Annotated in this window: 19 protein-coding genes; 13 read left to right on the forward strand and 6 right to left on the reverse strand. The window is 69.4% G+C overall.

Going from position 1 to position 18,714, the window contains the following annotated elements; genetic code table 11:
• Nucleotide 1: 1 nt before the first annotated feature.
• Nucleotides 2-916 carry an MmyB family transcriptional regulator gene (locus DZA62_RS26390; RefSeq protein ID WP_116951943.1) on the reverse strand — a complete coding sequence of 305 codons (915 nt, stop codon included), beginning with the start codon at nucleotides 914-916 and terminating at the stop codon, nucleotides 2-4.
• Nucleotides 917-1,048: 132 nt separating this feature from the next.
• Here DZA62_RS26390 and DZA62_RS26395 point away from each other — a divergent pair, with 132 nt between their 5' ends.
• On the forward strand, nucleotides 1,049-2,245 hold the full coding sequence (locus DZA62_RS26395) for an MFS transporter (protein ID WP_116951944.1): 1,197 nt from the start codon (nucleotides 1,049-1,051) through the stop codon (nucleotides 2,243-2,245).
• 843 nt (nucleotides 2,246-3,088) lie between these two features.
• Nucleotides 3,089-3,475 (forward strand): hypothetical protein, encoded by a 387-nt coding sequence (locus DZA62_RS26405; RefSeq protein WP_157987924.1) that lies wholly within the window; start codon nucleotides 3,089-3,091, stop codon nucleotides 3,473-3,475.
• Between the two features lie 1,005 nt (nucleotides 3,476-4,480).
• On the opposite strand, the gene DZA62_RS26410 is transcribed toward DZA62_RS26405, so the two are convergent.
• Together DZA62_RS26410 and DZA62_RS26415 are read right to left on the reverse strand one after the other, a co-directional pair.
• On the reverse strand, nucleotides 4,481-6,445 hold the full coding sequence (locus DZA62_RS26410; protein ID WP_116951947.1) for a PAS domain S-box protein: 1,965 nt from the start codon (nucleotides 6,443-6,445) through the stop codon (nucleotides 4,481-4,483).
• A 73-nt stretch (nucleotides 6,446-6,518) separates the two neighbouring features.
• Complete coding sequence (locus DZA62_RS26415) at nucleotides 6,519-6,743, reverse strand: DUF7218 family protein (protein WP_116952064.1); 225 nt, start codon at nucleotides 6,741-6,743, stop codon at nucleotides 6,519-6,521.
• A 185-nt stretch (nucleotides 6,744-6,928) separates the two neighbouring features.
• Between DZA62_RS26415 and DZA62_RS26420 the strand changes: the two genes are divergently transcribed.
• Together DZA62_RS26420 and DZA62_RS26425 are read left to right on the forward strand one after the other, a co-directional pair.
• Nucleotides 6,929-7,741 (forward strand): SigB/SigF/SigG family RNA polymerase sigma factor, encoded by an 813-nt coding sequence (locus tag DZA62_RS26420; RefSeq protein WP_116952065.1) that lies wholly within the window; start codon nucleotides 6,929-6,931, stop codon nucleotides 7,739-7,741.
• A gap of 97 nt (nucleotides 7,742-7,838) precedes the next feature.
• The gene (locus DZA62_RS26425; RefSeq protein ID WP_116951948.1) at nucleotides 7,839-8,099 is read left to right on the forward strand and encodes a GlsB/YeaQ/YmgE family stress response membrane protein; all 261 of its coding nucleotides are present in this window, start codon (nucleotides 7,839-7,841) and stop codon (nucleotides 8,097-8,099) included.
• A 566-nt stretch (nucleotides 8,100-8,665) separates the two neighbouring features.
• Here DZA62_RS26425 and DZA62_RS37700 read toward each other — a convergent pair.
• Nucleotides 8,666-8,836 carry a CsbD family protein gene (locus DZA62_RS37700; RefSeq protein WP_116952066.1) on the reverse strand — a complete coding sequence of 57 codons (171 nt, stop codon included), beginning with the start codon at nucleotides 8,834-8,836 and terminating at the stop codon, nucleotides 8,666-8,668.
• Between the two features lie 913 nt (nucleotides 8,837-9,749).
• Between DZA62_RS37700 and DZA62_RS26435 the strand changes: the two genes are divergently transcribed.
• Nucleotides 9,750-10,616 carry a sigma-70 family RNA polymerase sigma factor gene (locus tag DZA62_RS26435; RefSeq protein WP_198664217.1) on the forward strand — a complete coding sequence of 289 codons (867 nt, stop codon included), beginning with the start codon at nucleotides 9,750-9,752 and terminating at the stop codon, nucleotides 10,614-10,616.
• Between the two features lie 6 nt (nucleotides 10,617-10,622).
• Here DZA62_RS26435 and DZA62_RS26440 read toward each other — a convergent pair whose 3' ends face one another.
• A complete protein-coding gene (locus DZA62_RS26440) occupies nucleotides 10,623-11,081 on the reverse strand; it encodes a hypothetical protein (protein WP_157987925.1) in 459 nt (152 codons plus the stop codon).
• Nucleotides 11,078-13,537 (reverse strand): molybdopterin oxidoreductase family protein, encoded by a 2,460-nt coding sequence (locus tag DZA62_RS26445; RefSeq protein ID WP_116951951.1) that lies wholly within the window; start codon nucleotides 13,535-13,537, stop codon nucleotides 11,078-11,080. The genes DZA62_RS26440 and DZA62_RS26445 overlap by 4 nt, the downstream gene beginning before the upstream one ends.
• Before the next feature lie 84 nt (nucleotides 13,538-13,621).
• Between DZA62_RS26445 and DZA62_RS26450 the strand changes: the two genes are divergently transcribed.
• The 8 genes from DZA62_RS26450 to DZA62_RS26485 all read left to right on the forward strand — a co-directional run bounded on the left by DZA62_RS26450 (nucleotide 13,622) and on the right by DZA62_RS26485 (nucleotide 18,713).
• Nucleotides 13,622-14,830: a cytochrome P450 gene (locus DZA62_RS26450; protein WP_157987926.1), complete on the forward strand. Its 1,209-nt coding sequence runs from the start codon at nucleotides 13,622-13,624 to the stop codon at nucleotides 14,828-14,830.
• Nucleotides 14,830-15,252: a DUF6098 family protein gene (locus DZA62_RS26455; protein ID WP_116951953.1), complete on the forward strand. Its 423-nt coding sequence runs from the start codon at nucleotides 14,830-14,832 to the stop codon at nucleotides 15,250-15,252. The genes DZA62_RS26450 and DZA62_RS26455 overlap by 1 nt, the downstream gene beginning before the upstream one ends.
• Nucleotides 15,253-15,344: 92 nt before the next feature.
• The gene (locus tag DZA62_RS26460; RefSeq protein WP_116951954.1) at nucleotides 15,345-15,566 is read left to right on the forward strand and encodes a hypothetical protein; all 222 of its coding nucleotides are present in this window, start codon (nucleotides 15,345-15,347) and stop codon (nucleotides 15,564-15,566) included.
• Between the two features lie 103 nt (nucleotides 15,567-15,669).
• Complete coding sequence (locus tag DZA62_RS26465) at nucleotides 15,670-16,224, forward strand: hypothetical protein (protein ID WP_116951955.1); 555 nt, start codon at nucleotides 15,670-15,672, stop codon at nucleotides 16,222-16,224.
• Nucleotides 16,225-16,229: 5 nt separating this feature from the next.
• Nucleotides 16,230-17,300, forward strand: a complete 1,071-nt coding sequence (locus DZA62_RS26470) for an SRPBCC family protein (RefSeq protein WP_116951956.1) — start codon at nucleotides 16,230-16,232, stop codon at nucleotides 17,298-17,300.
• Nucleotides 17,297-17,716, forward strand: coding sequence for a gas vesicle protein GvpJ (gvpJ, locus tag DZA62_RS26475; RefSeq protein WP_116951957.1), 420 nt, complete (start codon nucleotides 17,297-17,299; stop codon nucleotides 17,714-17,716). The genes DZA62_RS26470 and gvpJ overlap by 4 nt, the downstream gene beginning before the upstream one ends.
• Entirely contained in the window at nucleotides 17,713-18,507 is a 795-nt protein-coding gene (locus tag DZA62_RS26480) for a GvpL/GvpF family gas vesicle protein (protein WP_116951958.1), read from the forward strand. Before gvpJ ends, DZA62_RS26480 begins: the two co-directional genes overlap by 4 nt.
• Nucleotides 18,495-18,713 carry a gas vesicle protein GvpG gene (locus DZA62_RS26485; RefSeq protein ID WP_116951959.1) on the forward strand — a complete coding sequence of 73 codons (219 nt, stop codon included), beginning with the start codon at nucleotides 18,495-18,497 and terminating at the stop codon, nucleotides 18,711-18,713. Before DZA62_RS26480 ends, DZA62_RS26485 begins: the two co-directional genes overlap by 13 nt.
• The last annotated feature ends 1 nt before the right edge of the window (nucleotide 18,714 follow it).

An 18,714-nucleotide genomic window follows, 5' to 3' on the forward strand; every position in this document is an offset into this window, starting at 1 on the left:
GCTATCGCCGGAGATCGTCGATGCCCGGGTCGACTGAGTGGTCGACTCCGGGAGTCGCGGCGGAGATCCCGGCGCGAGGCACCGTCCGCAGCGCGGTGACGACCCGACCCACATGGACAGGGTCGTAGATCTCGATGCGGTGCTCGGGATTCGTCCCCTGGGCCCACACGGAGAACGTCGCCGTGAACGCGCCGGCAACGGGGTGCCGGAACTCCTTCATCCCCGATACGCACTCTCCCACGCGACCTTCGGCCCATAGCGTGGCGAAGGTCGGATCCTTCATCACCAATTCGCCGACGAGCGCCGCAAGGGCGGCGTCGTCCGGGTGCTTGCCGCTGATCATCCGGTGGTACGCGACCAGGTCGCCCGCTTCCTTCGTCCAGTTCGGATACATGGCCCTGATGTGAGGATCGAGGAAGATCATCCTTGCCATCGACGGTCGCTCGCTCACGATGCTCGGCGCTGAGAACGGCAGATGCGGGGCAATGAGCGCATGCCCGAGTTGGTTCCACGCGAGCACATCGTTGCGGCGACCCAGGAGCAGCGCGGGCCGGTCCGTGATGAAGTCGAGCATCGCGAGTGCGGCCCGGTCGGCGACCTCTGGCGCCGGTTCGGACGGTCCCCGCAGAGACGTCCGCGTCCTCGACAGATCCAGCACGTGCTCTGTCTCGGTGACGGAGAGCTGCAGCGCTGCAGCGATCGCGAGCAGCACATCGTCCGATGCGTGCCGGCTGTGCCCCTGCTCGAGACGGGTGTAGTAGCCGACGCTCACGCCCGCGAGCTGCGCGACCTCCTCCCGCCGCAGCCCCGGCACCCGCCGCCGGCGGCTGAAGCCAGGCAGCCGCGCACGATGCGGCGACAGCTCGGCGCGCTTCGCACGGAGGAAGTCGGCCAGCGGCCCGATGCTGCTGCTCATACCTCAACGCTATGTTCGCCGGCTGCGACGAGCCATCCCCGCTGATGCATAGGCAGCCCGTGAATAGGACGAGCGTGGGTGGCAAGAGGCGGGATCTGGTCACCGGGCGGGCGCGATTCGACGATCGGATGCATGGCACGTTCCCGGTCCCCTCTTCCCATCTACGCGCTTGCCCTGACCTCGTTCGCGATGGGCACCGCGGAGTTCGCTCCCAACGGTCAGCTGCTGTCGGTCTCACACGGCTTCGACATCCCGGTAGCGGACGCGGGCCTCATCACGACGGGCTTCGCGCTCGGCGCGACGGTCGGCGGTCCGCTCATCGCCGCAGCGACCCTCCGCATGCGCCACAAGTCCCTCGCGCTCGGCCTCGTCTCCGTATTCCTGATCGCGAACGTCGTCACCGCACTCGCCCCCGAGCTGAGCACGGCCGTCATCAGCCGTGCCGTCGCCGGTGCGATGCTCGGCACGTTCATGGGAGTCGCGGTGACGATCGCCAGCGATCTCGTCCCGGTCGCCAGACGCGGTCGCGCCATCGCCCTGGTCTTCTCAGGCCTGACGATCTCGAACGTCCTCGGGGTCGTCGCCGGCAACCTCGCCGGCAACGCGTGGGGGTGGCGGAGCGTCTTCTGGTTCGTGACCATCCTCGCCGTCATCGCCCTTGTTGGGCTGATCGCCGTCCTTCCGCGCCATCATGAGTCCGGGCGCACGGAGACGATCAGCGTGCGCACTGTGCTCGTGAAGGGGCGCCTTTGGTTGACCTATGCCGCCATGGCGCTCGCGTACTCGGGCCTGTTCACAATGTTCACCTACATCGAGCCCTTCCTCGAAGACCGCGCCGGGGCCGCCCCCGACGCCGTCGTCTGGCTGCTGCTCGTGTTCGGCATCGGCGTCGTGGTCGGGACGCATTGCGCGGGGGTCCTTGCAGACCGATCGATCCTCGTGACGACAGCGGGAGCGATGGTCATGTTGATGGCGACGCTGGCGCTGTTCTCGCTCGTCGAGATCGACATCGTCGCCACTGTGGCGTTGCTGCTGGTGCTCGGTGCCGCCGGCTACGGCATGGTCCCGCCGCTGCAGTCGTTCGCCGTCGAGGTCGCAGGGCTCACGTCCCCGTTCGTGTCCGCTCTCGCCGCAGCCTCCTTCATGGCTGGCGTGAGCCTGGGCTCGGCAGTCGGCGGGGAGATCCTCCGCCAGGGCGGCGGATACGAGATCCTGCCGCTCGTCGGCATCGGGCTCGCACTGCTGGGCCTGACCGTCTTCCTCATCGTCACCGCCATGCACCGACGCGCGGCCAGGGCGCATACCACATCGACGCCAGCCGCCGCGTGAGCGCACGAGCCGCAACCGAGCCTCTCGCCACCCGCACCGGGCGTGGCTGTCGATCACGGCGAGCTCTCTCAGGAGATCCTGACGACGTCGGTGGGCGAGGCCGTCTCGAGTCAAATCACGACGAATGTGGTCGTCTCCACGGAGTCGGCTCTGGGGGCGACGCCTCGGCCTACCATTACGGTGGCGAGGCAATCGTGGGGTGCACCACCGGTTTTGGGACGAGGACCTCGAACTTCACGCGCGGGATCGCCACCGCCGGGCATTGCGGTAATTCTCAGACTGATGACGGTGCGGCCCTGACGTATCAGGCTGGTCATGAGGGACTCATGGTGACTTTCAGTGGCACACCGGGCCGAGGGTCGAATCCGACGACTTCTATTCTGGATCTGCCACTGCGACGGAGGTGAACAGGCGCGACGTCTCGTCCGTACTGGCGCCCTACGTGGGGAAGCCGCTGTGCAAGAACGGCAGAGTCGGCTACCAGGACTGCCAGAAGTTGCGCAAACTCAACGTCTGCTACAGCGGCGAGTGCAATCTTGTGCAGATGGACGCGCGAATCGCGGCAGGTGGTGACAGCGGCGGGCCCGTGTACTACGGCTAGGTGGCCTGCGGATTTCACAAGGGCTGGCACTATGACCCGGCCATTCCTGCTGACCGGGATCTGTTCTCCCGAGCTGATCGCATCGACAACGCCCTGGGCGTCTTCGTCGCCACAAGTTGACTTGTGAGTCTGCATGGCAGATGCATTGCCGGGAGACAGGGGAGGCGGAGCCTGAGGTTGCGCGCAGGCCTGCAATTCGGCGGTAGAGTTGGGAGCTGAATGATGGCAGTCGGGGGTCTCACATGACCGAGGCGTCCAGTGGTCGTAAACCGCGCACCCGCCGTGTGGCGCTGTTGGTTGTGGGCTTGGCTGTGGCAGTCGCTCTGGTCGTGGGCTGGCGGCTCGTCGGAGGCCTCAGCACGCGTGGCACCGTCGAGGTCGTCGCCGCGGACCTCTTGGCGGACGACCTCGTCATGCTCTCGGTGGATTCGTGCAACGGTGAGCCAAAAATGTCGGTTCTCGAGGAGGACGGCCAACAGGTGCGGGTGGAGGTCGTCGCTTCCTCGACTCCCTTCGGGGGTGGCGATGACTGCCTCGATACCGTCGAGCTCCAGCTCCAAGCGCCGCTGGGTGACCGAGACGTCATCGATATCCACACCGACGAGTCAGTGGACGTCAACGGTCGCTGACTCTCGCACTCTCGCCGCTCATAGAGGGCCGGCGATACGCGAAGGCCCCTGACCTCAGGCTTGGGAGGTCTGAGGCCCTTCCCACTGGTCGGACGAGGGGGCCCGGCTGTGAACCACAGCAGGTGGCGGCGTGGGCTGGTCGAACTACCCGGCGTTGGTGCTGGGCGTTTCGCCGAGACCGACCAGGCGCCTGTGGCCGCGTTATCGAGAGTCCGATCTGCTCCGCTCCTATGGATTTGGTGGTCGTGCGCGATGATGCGTTCCGACCAAGACGTCGAGGCGGCGCGGGCCCCAACAGCCGCTGAGAGCGAGCACGCTGCTAAGCAACGCTCGCAGCGCTGGAGGATGAGCGGACTCTGGAACGCGTCCATCGTCACCGTGGCCCGACTACGAACTGCGCAGGTCGCAGCTTCGTAGCGCTCGGCCCGACCGAGCCCTACGACATCACCGAGGTCGACTGCTACGCCGTGTCGATGCTGGACGTGACGATAGAGCCTGGAGCCGGGCACAGTCGGCATCGCCAGGCTCGGTAGCGGGCTTGCACGGCGGCTTGTGGGCGCAGCAGGCGGTAGTGATCGGCTCGGTGCCAGCTGGGGAGATGGAGACGCCCGAGTGCGCGACGCTGGTCGCGCCCATTGAGCGCGCAGAGGCCAAGGGTGACCGCACAGCAGCCGGCCGATCTCAACCAGAACCTGGGCAAGGTGCTGGACGTGGCGAGCGATTGCTATCGGGCGTACCTGGCGGCGCCCCGCCGAGCGGCTTGCGACCAAACCTGCAGTGGTCAGTGCAACTACCGCGATCGTGAGCGCCCTCATCGCCGTCCCTTCTGGAACTCGCTTCCCGAGGAGCCATTTGGATCGAGAGGTCGTTGACCCGCAGACCTGCGTTTGGCGGGGCGTGGCCGGACGAGATCGAAGCTGCCCTTCTCGACGCGTGGCATTCGGACCGACGCCAGCGCCAACTCGGGCCGGCATCGCCCACCGGAGTCAGGAGCCGTCGTTCGCGTCATCCATCATGCGCCTGAGGGTCACTGCTGGGTGCTGCCAAGGGGATGGTGAGGACAAACGTGCCGGCCGGCCGGTCGGGCGTGCCCGGCTGGTAGGTGACGTCGCCGTTGTGAGCACGGGCGAGCTCCTTGGCGATGTACAGGCCCAAGCCGGTGCCTTGTGCGCCGTCGCCGGTGCTGAAGCGCTTGAACAGCCGCTCCCGGATGTCTGCAGGGACTCCGTGGCCGGCGTCGGTGACCTCGACCCGCGCGGCGTCGTCCGCGGTGTCGATGCGGACCTCGACCGGTGGCGCGCCGTGGTGCAGTGCGTTGCCGATGAGGTTCTCGAGGGCCTGCACCAGGCGGCCGGGGTCGGCGAGGACCTGGATGTCGGGGTGGAGGTGTGCAGTGACGGCGCCGCCGGGGTGGAGCGCGCGAACCGTCTCGATGGCCGTCGCCACCAGTACAGCCAGAGAGGTCGGTTCCGGTCGCAGCCGCAGCGAGTCGGCATCCAGTCTCGATGTGGTCTGCAGGTCGGTGACCAGCCGCTGCATTCTGGTGGCGCTGTTGGAGATGCTGTTGAGAAGGCGGGTGCGCTCCTTGTCGGCGATGTCGGCCCAGTACCGCTTGAGGGTGTCGGCCGCCCCGCCGAGGACGGAGGCGGGTGTGCGTAGCTCGTGGGCGGTCACGGCCAGGAACTGTTTTTGCTCCTCGACCGCCCATCGCAGCTGTTCGTTGGCCTCGGCAAGGGCGGCCGCGGCAGCGAGGCGCTCCTGCTCGGTGCGCCGGTGCTCGGTCATGTCGCGGGTGACCTTGGCGAATCCGATGTGCTCGCCCATCTCGTTGAAGACGGCGGTGATGAGGACGTTGGCCCAGAAGCGGGTGCCGTCCTTGCGTAGCCGCCACCCTTCCTCGCTGTACTGGCCGTTGCGCAGTGCGAGTTGCAGTTCGTGCTCGGGGTGCTGCTCCTCGCGCTTGTCCGGTGGGTAGAAGCTGCGGAAATGCTGGCCGATGATCTCCGCGGCGGCGTATCCCTTGATCCGCTCGGCGCCGGCGTTCCAGCTGGCCACCTGTCCGTGAGGGTCGAGCATGAAGATGGCGTAGTCGCGGACGGCGTCGACGAGCAGCCGGAACCGCTCCTCGCTGCGGAGCAGTTCCTCCTCCGCGGCGCGCTGCATCGAGATGTCCTGGACCTGCAGGAACACGTAGAGCGCCTGGCCGCGCGAGTCGCGGACTGGGGCCAGGGTGGCCAGCACCCTCCGCGGCTCCACGGTGCCGTCGACGTCGTGCTCAAGTTGCACGATGTCGGCGGACGTGCGCGTGATGTCGAACAGCGCGGCGTCGAGGAGATCGCCGCGGCCGCTGGTCAGCCTGCCGTAGTCGAGACCGACCAGCTCGTCCGGATTGCCACCGAGGAGATTGCTGAGGGCGCGGTTGGCTCGCACGATGCTGCCGGTCAGCGTCATCGTCGCCATGCCGATGGCGGCCTGTTCGAAGACCTCGCGGAACCGTTCGAGGTGCTCGTCGAGGACCTGCTGGTCGGGCTCTGGCCTGGGCGCGCGGGTACCGGCGTGCTGCTGTTGAGCGCGCGGGTCGGTGACGACGTGGTGCTCGGGTAGCTTCGCCAGCAACGCCTCGGCCAGGCGGTCGATGGGCAGGGACTTCTCGATGAAGCCTGCGGCGCCGAGTTCCCGCGCACTCTGCACGAGCCCGCTCTCGTCGAAGCCGCTGTAGACGACGACCCGGGTCGCGGGCGAGACGGCGAGGACGCCGGGGAGTGCCTCGAGGCCGTCCATCACCGGCATCGAGAGATCGAGGAGCAGCAGCGAGGGTTGGTGCTTGAAGGCGAGTCCCACGGCCTCGGTGCCGTCGCCGCCCTCGCCCACGACGTCGAGCAGCCTCGACAGTCGAAGCCGAGCGGTGACGACGGCCCGGACCTCGATGGAATCGTCGATGACGACGACGGTCGGGAGCTTGCTCGTCACGTGAGGAGTATGACCCTTCGTTCACGGAGCTCACGGGACGGACCGGCTGGTCGGTCACGCGTGAGCAGGCGCCTCAGCTCTTGTTCGCGGCCGCCCTGCCGCCCTTGCGGCCGGCGCGCTTCTTCTGGGCGGTGGTGCCGCCCTGTGAGCTGTCGCCCCCGGAGCCGCTCTGCTTGCCGCCGCGCTTCGATGCGCCGGGGGAGTTGGCGATGCGGGCCGCCCGCTCCTTCGACATGCCCTTGTCCTTCAAGGCTTCATACTGCTTCTCGTTCTTGACGTTCGCCGACTTACCAGGCATGTCGTCCTCCTCCACTCATTCCTGGAGGCCTCATACCCGAACCGCCCGAGCCGAACACGTCTGGCGATGAAAGGTAGACAGACCCTTCTGTCAGGGGGCTTGATAACGAACCGGCATCCGTGGTGTGGTGGAGGAACGTGGTCCAGCAACGCGCCACGTCCCTCCACATCTGGAGAGGTGCGGCCATGCAGCGCCACACATACGCGACGGACGAGCACCAGAACCATCAAGAATCTGAAAGCACTGCACGGCAGTTGCTGGAGCGCGCGGCCGGCGCCGAGGCAGACGAGCGCCGGCGGCTCATCGACGAGGTGGTTCTTCTCTATCTCGGGCTGGCCGAGTCGATCGCGCGGCGCTATGCCGGGCGCGGCGTCGAGCGCGACGATCTGCTGCAGGTGGCCAGGCTCGGTCTGGTCGCCGCTGCTCACCGGTTCGATCCGAGTCTGGGCAAGGACTTCGTCTCGTTCGCGGTCCCGACGATCAGCGGCGAGGTGAAACGATACTTCCGCGACCATGGCTGGGCGGTGCGGCCGCCGCGCCGGGTGCAGGAGCTGGCGGCGCAGGTGTCTGTCGCCACAGCGGAGGTCGCGCAGACCAGCGGCACGACGCCCACCCAGGCCGAGTTGGCCGAGCACCTCGGTGTCGAGGCCGACGAGATCCGCGAGGCCAGCGCCTCGCACGACTGCTTCACCGCCGCTTCGCTGGACTACCGGGGCTTCAATGATGAGGAGACGTCGCTCGTGGAGACCCTCGGCGATGACGAGGACGGTTATGACCGGACCGAGACCATGGTGCTCCTGGCGCCTGTCTGCCGCGAGCTCAAGCCGCGCGACCGCCACATCCTGTATCTGCGCTTCTTCAAGGGCAGGACCCAGCAGGAGATCGGCACCGAGCTCGGAGTGACGCAGATGCAGGTGTCTCGCCTGCTCACCCGCATCCTCGGGCAACTGCGTGAACGGGTCGGGAACAGGCCGCCCGCGCCGGGCCGGCCCGGCTGACGGCCGCGTACATGTCCAGGAGTGGCCCTGCCGAGGTCGGGGTACGTCAAGGGGGAATGCGGCCGCGGTGTGCCGCACCAATGACGGGAGCCCCCTCATGATCGGTTTCATCGTCGCCGGCTTGGTCATCGGTGCGCTCGCCCGGCTGATCAAACCTGGCAAGCAGAACCTCGGCTGGGTCGCCACCCTGCTGCTCGGGCTCGCCGGCTCCGTCATCGGCGGCCTGGTGGCCAACTTGCTCGGCACCGGAGGCATCTTCGAGCTCAACGTCCTCGGTTTCATCGTCGCGGTGGTCGCGGCGGTCCTGCTGATCGGAACGGCTGAGACCCTCAGCGCCCGCCGTCGCCAGGACGCGTGAACCGGTCTGAGAACGCCCAGGAACGGGGGCGGCATTCGCCTTGGCGAACGCCACGTAGAGATCGGCGAGCTACGCCAGGCCGGCGGACCGAGCATCTGCGGCGGGCAGTTCAGCGCTGGGTAAGGCGCTGCAGCGACGGCGAGGTTCCGCGGCGTCCTGGGCGCGCGGGCGGCATCAGATGTTGGCGAACTCGGGTCGGCCGGGACTGCTGACAAGCGCAGATCCGCTCGCGGACGGCGTCCACGTAGCCAAAGCCACGGCCCCGCCGAAGGACCGTCGGCTCGGCGCGGGCCCCATCACTGCTGTCCCACGGTCGCCCCGCGAGTGGCGGTCCCTACCCGGTCGTCTGGGCCGGGTTCACCTGTAACCGGTCGGGGGCGGGTTCGTCCGAGATACTGGAACCGGCGATCCGAGAGACCCATGCCTCGGCCCACGAAGTCCTTGGATGTCTCGACCACGCAGTGCCCCGCCGCCAAGAACCGCGACGAGATGATCGACCACATAGAAGGGCCGGCCGGTGCACTGGCGAGCTGTACGCGAGACACTGGCCAGTCGCGGAGGGCGAACTACTTGAACGCGTCCTTGACGTTCTCACCGGCTTGCTTCAGGTCGGACTTGGCCTGGTCGGCTTTGCCCTCGGCGCGGGTGGACTCGTCGTCCGTGGCGTCGCCGTAGGCCTCTTTGGCCTTGCCCTTCAGGTCTTCGCCGGTGTTCTTGATCTTGTGGTCGGTGCCCATGGGCGGCCTCCCTCCGTCAATCGGTGCCGAGTGCGAGTGTTCGGTCTCGGCGGCCAACTGCATCATGCGCAGGGTGAGCATGCGTTTGACGATCGGACGGTCGGCATGTGTGGCCTCGTACTCGAGAGTGGCGGCCAGCCCGACCTCGTCGAGACGCTTGATCAGCCGCGGCAGCCGCATGACGGCCACCTCGTCGTAGCCGACTACGGGTGGTTTCTGGATGAGCGCCATCTGGTCCTCCCGTCATGGCACTACCCGGCTTTCGCCGAGCCACACGGCCTCGAGAGTGGCTCATCCCGGCGCCGAGCTGCTGGAGCGCGTGGGCGTGGGTGTGCACGCTCCAGCCGCCGTGCTTCCTCAGAACAACGCGACGTTGATGTTCGGGCGGCGCCGCCGTTCACACGGCGCGGCGCTGGGGCACCCGGGGGCATTGGAGGGAGACCAGCACGCTCCCGTCACGCCGGATGGCATGACTGGGAGCGCCGCGGCTATCCGCCGAGATCGTCTTCGGGGGTGGCCGGTCTGATCGCCTGGTCCCAGGAGCCGGTGGCCTCTTGAGGCAGCGTGATCCCCGTGGAGCGGCTCGGCGCGATCTGCAGATGGTAGCTGGAATCACGTTCGACGACCGGAGCGCTGTCGATGGGTCCCACTTCGACGAGGGCCCACCGGCCGGAATCGAGCGTCGATCGGCGCCGCGACGGAGCTGCGGGTGGTGCGTACCGGGCAGAGCCCGCTCGAGAGCGTCGTCACGCGCGAGCGCAGATCGCCATGATTCTTCGTATCGATGCACGTCGAAGCTGATCGCTCCACTGCGACGGGGCTGCGCTTGTTCCGACGCCTCGTCGGGGTGGACAGACCTTTCTGTTCAGTGTGGCTTGATAACGAGCCGGTCACGTGCTTCGGTGGTTGCCACGTGGTCAAGAACCCGCCACGTCCACTCCGTCTGGAGAGGGTGCAAGCCATGCAGCGCCACGCACATGCGACGGACAGCATTCAGCACCAGAACCAGAACCAGAACCAGAACGAACGCGAGCGCCTCGCCAGGGACCTACTGGAGCGCGCAGCGGACGCCCAAGGACACGAACGACGCAGACTCATCGACGAGGTCGTTCTTCTTCATCTCGGATTGGCGGAGTCGATCGCCCGGCGGTACTACCGCCGCGGCGTCGAGCGGGACGATCTCCTGCAGGTCGCCAATCTCGGTCTGGTCAATGCCGCCCAGCGGTTCGACCCCGGCCTGGGCAAGGACTTCGTCTCCTTCGCGGTCCCGACGATCAGCGGCGAGGTGAAGCGGTACTTTCGCGACCATGGGTGGGCGGTCCGGCCGCCACGCCGGGTCCAGGACTTGGCGGCAGCGGTCACGGCCGCCACTGCGGAGGTCTCCCAGGCGAAAGGCACGGCGCCCAGCCCGGCCGAGGTGGCCGAGCACCTCGGCGTGAGCATCGACGAGGTCCGCGAGGCCGACGCCTCTCACGAGTGCTTCGCCACCGCGTCCTTCGACTATCGCGGCGACGGTGGCGAGGAGACGCCGCTGGCGGAGACGCTCGGTGAGGAGGACGACGGCTACGACCGTGCGGAGGCCGTGGCCGCGCTGGCCCCCGCCTGCCACGAGCTCAAGCCACGCGACCGGCACATCCTGTACCTGCGCTTCTTCAAAGGCTGGACCCAGGAGGAGATCGGCACCGAGCTCGGCGTGACGCAGATGCAGGTATCGCGGCTGCTGGCGCGCATTCTCGGGCAGCTCCGCGCGCGGATCGGCCCCGCGCCCGTTCGGCGCTGACTCCGTTCAGGGGACGGCAAGGAGCTGCGCGGCGTTGGCCTTGACCAGGGCCTTCGACCAGGCAAGCTGCTGCTGGGTCTGGGCATGGCACGTCCGGGCGAGCGCGAGTAGCTCGTCGTCCCTCAGCGCCTGCGCCGCCTGCGTGACGATGTCCCAGACCAGCGCGATGCCGGCGGTCCGCTCGTGGAGGCCGCGGAGTTCGGCGAGCAGCGTGAGCCCTGGGTCGCCGGCCGGTGGCGAGGCGTCTGGCGCCGAGGGCTCGGCACCGATCCGGAGGCCGTAGCGGTGCGCCGTCTCGACGAGGTCCGTGGCATGCCTGCGGGACCAGCGGGCGAGGTCGTGCCCGACGTAGGCGATCTCGGGATCGGCCGGGTGCCGGCCGGCGGTGCGCAGCAGCGCTGCGGCGAGCTCGGTCTCGTCGCGGTGCAGGTCGCTCAGGGTGCTGGCGAGACGGCCGGTCATCATCGGGAAGCTCCGTCCTGCACATCCTCGGTGGCGCGGTCGGCCTCGCCACCGAGAGTGGGGGCCGAAACGTCGAGGACCGGTCGGGACGCCGTCGTCGTCGGTGCCGGCGCCGGGGTGCCGTCGCCGGCAGCGATGCGCTCGACGGCGGCCGCGGCGGTCTTGAACAGCGGCTGTTTGGAGGCCGGGTCCCAGTCGGTCGGGGTCAGTTCGTTGGCGGCCCGGCCGGCCCCGTCCGGCCGGTGGCCGGCCGAGGTGTCCCAGTAGCCGTAGTGGAACGGCAGGAACACGACGCCGGGCCGGATCGCGCTGATCCGCAGTCGGCCCTCGACCCGGCCCCGTGGCGTCGTGACGCGCATCAGGTCGCCCTCCGCCCAGCCGTGTGCCCGCGCGTCATCGTCGGACAATTCGACCCACACGTCGGGCGCAGCGAGCTGCAGTTGCGGCGCGCGACCGGTCTTCGTGCGGGTGTGGAAGTGGTACAGCGTCCGGCCGGTAGTCAGCACGAACGGGTACGCCGCGTCGGGCGGCTCGTGCGGCGGGACGTACTCGGCCGCCTTGATCAGCGCCCGGCCGGACGGGTTCAGCGCGCGGTACGCCTGGGGCTCCACCGGCGCACCAGTGAGGAGGTCGCGGCCGTAGGTCTCGCAGTTGCCGGGGTCGGTCGGGAAGACGCCGTCGACGTACAGGCGCTCGGTTCCGTCCGGGTGCTCGGCGTCGACCGGCCACTGGATCCCGCTCCCGCCGCGGAGCTGGTCGTACGTCAGCCCGGAGTAGTCGCACGGCCGGCCGGCGCTGCACGCCGCCCATGCCGCGAACGCCCCCTCGGCGTCGGCCCACCGCACCAGCGGCGCGCCGTCGCGGTCGGTCAGCCCGAGTCGACGGGCGTAGTCGAGCAGGATGTCGAGGTCCGGACGGGCCTGACCCGGCGGGTCGACGGCCCGCTCGGACAGGTGGACGGTGCGGTCGGCGTTGGTGAACGTCCCGGTCTTCTCGCCCCAGGTCGCGGCCGGCAGCACGACGTCGGCGAGTTGCGCGGTCTCGGTCAGGAAGATGTCCTGTACAACGAGGAACAGCCGGTCCTGTGCGAGGAGCTCGCGGATGCGGGCCAGGTCCGGCAGCGACACCGCGGGGTTCGTGCCGGTCACGTACAAGAACCGGATCGAGCCCTGTTCGGCGTAGCGCAGCAGCTGCATGAGATGGGTGGGCGCGCTGTGGTGCGGGATCCGCGCCGGGTCGACGTTCCACAGCCGCGCGAGCTCGTCGACGTGCTCCGGGTTCGCCCAGTTGCGGAAGCCTGGCAGGTCGCCGTCGGCGCCGCACTCGCGGGTGTTCTGTGCGGTCGGCTGGCCGTTCATCTGCAGAACACCGCGGCCGGGCCGCCCGAGCATTCCGCGCAGCAGGTGCACGTTGTTCACCTGGACGGCGGCCGCGGTGGCCTGGTGCGACTGGTAGAAGCCCTGCAGGACGGTGGACAGGAGGCGGCCGGCGGTGCCCAGGAGGCGGGCCGCCGCGCGGATGTCGTCAGCCGGTACGTCGCAGACCTCCGCCGCGCGCTCGGGCGGGCAGCCGGCCACTTGCGTGCGCAGCTCCTCGAAGCCGGTCGTGTGCCGCGCGACGTAGTCGTGGTCGATCCAGTCATGCGCCACGATCTCGTGCAGCAGCGCGTTCATCAGCATGAGGTTCGTGCCCGGCCGCGGAGCCAGGTGCACCGTCGCGGCGTCCGCCGCCGGCGTGCGCCGCGGGTCGACGCAGAGCAGCCGCGGCGGGTCCGGTCCGGCCAGCCGGTCCAGCATGCGCGTCCACAGCACGCTCTGTGTCTCGGCGACATTGTGGCCGTAGAGCGCGATCACGTCGGCGTGGTCGACGTCGGTGTACGAGCCCGGCTGGCCGTCGCAGCCGAACGACTCCTTCAGCGCCTCGCCGGCGGTTGCCGTGCACAGCCGGGTGTTGCCGTCCAGGTGGTTGGTGCCGATGCCGCCGCGTGCCATGACCGCCAGCGTGTAGTACTCCTCGAGGAAGAGCTGCCCAGTCGTGTAGAAACCGATCGAGCCCGGCCCGAATTGGTCCAGCAGCTCACGGGTCCGGCCGGCGACGGTGTCCATCGCGGTGTCCCAGTCCGTGGCGACCAGCTCGCCGTTCCGGCGGATCAGCGGGCCGGTCAGCCGGTCGGCGGCGTGGTTGGCCTGCCAGCCGTAGAGGTCCTTCGGGTCGAGCCGCCCGTGGTTGACGCGGTCGACGGCCCGCCCGCGTACACCGACGATGTGGCCGTCCTTGACGCCGATGTCCATGGCATCGCCATTGGAGTGCAGGACAGTTGCCGACTGCACCCAGCGCTCGACCTCGGTCTCGTCCAGCCCGCCGCTCAGGTACTGGTCCACGCGGACCGGCCAGATCTCGCCCGGTCCGTACGGCGTGCGGGTCCCCCACGGTTCGGCGATCCGATCGATGCGCCTCATGTCCGCCCGCGTACCCCGGCCGCCACGTGGCATGCGCGGGCGAAGGCCGGGTACCGGGTCGGCCAGCGAAGCGAGGTGGTGACGGTGGACCAGGACGGTGTGCTGGGTCTTTGGCGACAGGGTTACGGATGGGCGAGTGGCCTGCGGGTGGGCCGGTCGGCCGCGCCGATCCGGTTCCTCGGCCGCCGCTCAGTGGTCGTCGGCGGGCCGGAGGGCGTGTCACGGTTCTACAGCCCACGGCTGCGGCGCGAGCGGGCGATCCCGGCGCCGGTCGGCGGCGTGGTCTTCGGACACGGATCGGTGCACGGGCTCGACGACGCACGACACCACCGGCACAAGGCGAGATACCTGGAACTGCTCACACCGGTCGCGGCCGAAGACCTGCGCCTGCGCACCCGTCACCGGTGGGAGCTGGCGGCCCGCACCTGGGAACCCCGCCGTCCATTCGTGCTGTTCGACGAGGCGGCCCGGGTGCTCACAGCGACGATGCTTCCGTGGGCCGGCATCCCAGCCGAACCGGACGACGTGGCACGACGCGCGCGCCAGTTGGCGCTTGTGCTCGACGGCTTCGCCAGCCCGGGACGGTCCTACGTAGGCGCCGTCGCCGCCAGGCGCGGGCTGGACCGATGGGCGGCCGGACTGATCCGCGCGGCCCGCGTCGGCCGGATCCGGGTCCAGCCCGGGACGCCGTTGGACGTCATGGCGCACGCCCGGGAGCCGGACGGCCGCCTGCTCACGCAGCGGGACGCTGGCGTCGCCCTGCTCAACGTCGTGCGGCCGGCCGTCGCCGTGGCGTGGTTCGTCACCTTCGCCGCCATCGCGCTGGCGCATCAGCCGTATTGGCGGGACCGAATCGCCGCCGGCGATGACACCGCGCTCGGGGCGTTCGCCCAGGAGGTTCGGCGCCGCTACCCGTTCGTGCCGGTGCTCATCGCCCGCGCTCGCACCGGCCAGGACGTCCTCGGCGTCGACGTCCCCGCCGGCGGCTATGTCGTGCTCGACGTCCACGGCACCGACCACGATCCGGTGCACTGGCCGGACCCGGACCGGTTCGACCCCGGCCGGTTCCTCGGGCCGCCGCCCGCGCCCGGCACACTCGTCCCGCAGGGCGGCGGCGCGGTGCGGACCGGACACCGCTGCCCGGGCGAGGACGTCACCCTCGTCCTGCTCGAGGAGGCCGTACGCCGCCTGGCACTGACCCGGTTCGACCTCCCGGAGCAGGACCTGACGGTCGATCTCGCGCGCGTCCCCACCCGGCCGCGCAGCGGGGTGCTGCTCGCCGTCGCCGCGTGATGTCCGGCGGTCTGCCGGTCCTCGACTCGCTCGACGGAGTCATGCGCGTGGTCCACGACCATCCCCGCCTGTTCGTCCGCTACTCGAAGGGGCCGGACACCGACCGGCGGGACGGGCCGAGCCGCGACTACGAGGCCGGCGTCGACCTGCCTGGCTGGTCGGTCACGACCCTGGAGCCCGAGCCGTGGTGGCCGAGACCGCCGGCCGACTGGGTGGCTCGGCGGCTGTGCAAGTACGACGAACTCGGCGAGGACGACCGTTTTCCCTGGGTGCTCACCGGCCGGATCGTCGGCCAGGGGCCGGACCATGAGCCTCTGGTCGCGGAGCCGGTCCCGGTGGCCAAGGTCGGCCGACGCGCGCTGGCCGAGGCGCGGCAACGGTACGAGGAGCGGTTCGACGTCGGTCGCGGCTCGGCAGATTGATGCCCGAAAAGTCGACTATGGCCCGTTTGTGCCGAGATGCAGGTGGTAACCGACGACCAGAGTCGAGTTGTCGCCGCGGCCTGGGAGGGGTCATGCCGAAGCAGCAGGAAGTCATCCGGAAGATCGTCCTCGACACGCTGATGCGCAAGGCCGAGGCGGACCAGTACCCGTCGCCGACGATGCTCGACTACATCGAGTCGTTGCTCACCGAGGACGACGTCTGGGACTACATCACGCTTCTGGTGGAGCGCATCGACGAGGACTACTACCCGAGCATCCCGATGCTCCAGCGGCTGCTGCGGCTCGCCGCCTGAAGCGGCGCCGGCGACTGGGCCGCCATCGTTTGCGGTGAATCCCGCCGGGTACGCCGCAGCAAATACCCACAAATCAGCACAAACCCCACAAAGGAAGTGTGTGATGAACACGGCCACACGGGTCGCCGCAGCGGCGGCCACCGGCTACATCCTCGGCCGGAGGAAGAAGCTCAAACTGGCGATCGCGGTCGGCAGCATGCTGGCCGGCAAGCGGCTGGCCACGGATCCGCGCGGCATGCTGCGGCAGGCCGGCGAGCTCGTCGAGAGCCGCCCGGAACTGGCGAAGCTCTCCGAGCAGGTTCGCACGACGCTCTACACGGCCGCCCGAGGCGCTGCCGTCGGCGTGGTCGGCCAGCGAATCGACCACCTCAGCGACTCGATCCGGGATCGCTCGGACCGGCTCACCAGCACGGTCACGGAGCGCGTCCCGGTCGGCCGTGGGAGTGAGGACGACACCGAGGCGGCGGCCGGCGAGGAACCCGCCGATGAGGCCGCCGAGGAACCCGTCGAGGAGGAGCGGCCGCGCCCGCGTAAGCGTGCCGCGAAGAAGGCTCCGGCCAAGCGGACGGCGTCCGCGCGCAAGGACGCTCCGGCCCGCAAGCGGACGGCGAAGAAGGCCGCGTCGTCCGGCCGCTCCCGCTCCGGGTCGAGGAGGTGACTCACATGGCACGCACCGACACCGTCACCGACGGCCGACCGGATCAGGGCCTGCGCGGTGTGCTCGACGAGCTGCCGTTGGGCCGGCTCAAGGACGAGGCGAAGAACGGCCTCACGTCGCTCGGCGAGTGGGCGATCCAGTCCGCCGGCGACCGCATCGGCAAAGCCACCGACAAGCTCGACGACATCGCCGGCGGTAGCCCGATCGGCGTCGCCGCACTCGCGGGTGCCGCGAAGAACGGCCTGCCCGGCGCGGTCAAGGGCGCCGTCGGCGGCGTCAAGGACAAGGTCCTCGGAGTCTTCTCCGGCGGATCGAAGGACGGCGCGGACGAGGGTAAGAAAGGCGACAAAGCCACCCGTGCGACCAACATCGTCGAGGAGATCGACATCGGCGCGCCGGTCAGCGTGGTCTACAACCAGTGGACGCAGTTCCAGGACTTCGCCGGCTTCATGAAGAAGGTCGAGAACGTCGAGCAGAAGGCCGACGAGAAGGTCGACTTCAAAGCGCAGGTGTTCTGGTCGCACCGGACGTGGTCGGCGACGATCATCGAGCAGGTCCCGGACGAGTTGATCGTCTGGCGCTCGTCCGGCGCTAAGGGCCACGTCGACGGCACCGTGACGTTCCACGAGCTGGCACCTCGGCTGACCAGGGTCGTCGTCGTGCTCGAGTACTACCCGAAGGGCCTGTTCGAGCGCACCGGGAATCTCTGGCGGGCGCAGGGCCGCCGCGCCCGGCTGGAGCTCAAGCACTTCCGCCGGCACGTGATGGTGCACCTCCTCCAGGACCCGGACGAGGTCGAGGGCTGGCGCGGCGCGATCCACGACAGCGAGGTCGAAGAGACCGACGAGGAGGCGCGCGAGCGCGAGGACGCCGAGGCCGAAGATGACGAGGAGTCGTACGAGGACGAGTACGACGACGGCTACGACGAGGAGCCGGCCGAGGACGAGGACGAAGCGGCCGAGGACGACGAGTACGCCGACGATGAGCCCCTCGACGAGGAGGAGCCCAGCGAGGAGGACGAGGACGTCGAGGAGGAGCCGGCACCCCGCCGGCGCCGGAAGGGGGCGAGCGCATGACTGTGGTCAACCAGCGACGGTCCGGAGGTGGCGGTCAGCTGCAGCGGCCATCGCCCAGCGGACTCGCCGACGTCATCGACATCATCCTGGACAAGGGCCTCGTGATCGACGCGTACGTGCGCGTCTCGCTGGTCGGCATCGAGCTGCTGACCATCGACGCCCGCATCGTCATTGCCAGCGTCGACACCTATCTCCGGTTCGCGGAGGCGACCAACCGGCTCGACCTGTACGAGCACGGCGGCAAGGACCTCACCGAGCTGATGGGCGACGGCGTACACGAGGCCGCCAAGGGCAAGACCTCCGGTGCCATCGAGGGCATCAAGGACGCCTTCACCGACGACGACGAAGACGAGGAACGCAGGCGGCGGCCGCCCAAGAAGGCCACCGCTCGCCGCCGAAGGAGCCAGAGCGAATGACCCGGACAGAAGCAGCAGCGGCGATGGACGACCACACGGTCGCCCCGATGGCCCAGTACGTCTACGCCATCGTGCCCGCCGGCACGTCCGCTCCCGACGATCTCACCGGCATCGACGGCGGCGCGATCGAGATGGTCGCGTATGGTCCGGTGGCCGCCGTGGTCGGCAAGGTCGGCACCGATCGCGCCTTCGGCCGGCGCGATGACCTGCTCGCGCACAGCCGGGTGACCGACACGCTGGCGCCGCACTGCGCCGTGATCCCCATGCGGTTCGGTTCCGTGGTGGCTGACACCGACGCGGTCGTGGCCGAGCTGCTGGAGCCCAACGCCGAGTACTTCAGTTCGGTACTCGACGAACTGGCCGGACACCGGCAGTTCGTCGTCCGGGCTCGCTACAACGAGGAGGCCGTGCTGGCCGAGATCGTCACGGAGAACCCGGACATCGCCGAGCTGCGCGAGCGGACCCGCGGCCACACCGTCGAGGCCAGCTGGACCGAGCGGATCCGGCTGGGCGAGCTCGTCGCGCAGGCCTTGGAGGTCAAGCGCGACGTCGACAGCGGCACCCTGCTGGATCTGCTCGTCCCGGCCGCCGCCGACTGGAACATCCGTGCCTCGGGCGAGGTCGACTACCTGATCGACGTCGCACTCCTGGTCGCGGACGACCGGCTGGAGGAGTTCGAACGGGCTGCCGAAGAGGCGGCGCGGGATCTGGCCGGGCGCGGCCGAGTCCGGCTGGTCGGACCGATGGCGCCGTACGACTTCGTGCCGGGCGATGACCCATGGGTCTCCTGACCGGGCTGCTGACCTTGCCGCTGGCGCCGGTCCGCGGCGTGGCCGGGATCGCCCGGCTGATCGGCGACGAGGCCGAGCGGCAGTACCGCGACCCCGCGGCCGTCCGCCTGGCTCTGGACCAGGTGGAGCAGGACCGGGTCGCCGGGCTGCTCTCCGATGAGGAGGCCGCGGCGATGGAGGACGAGTTGATCGGGCGGTTGCTGTGAA

Source organism: Jiangella endophytica (assembly GCF_003427025.1).
In the GTDB taxonomy this organism is placed as follows: Bacteria; Actinomycetota; Actinomycetes; order Jiangellales; family Jiangellaceae; genus Jiangella; species Jiangella endophytica.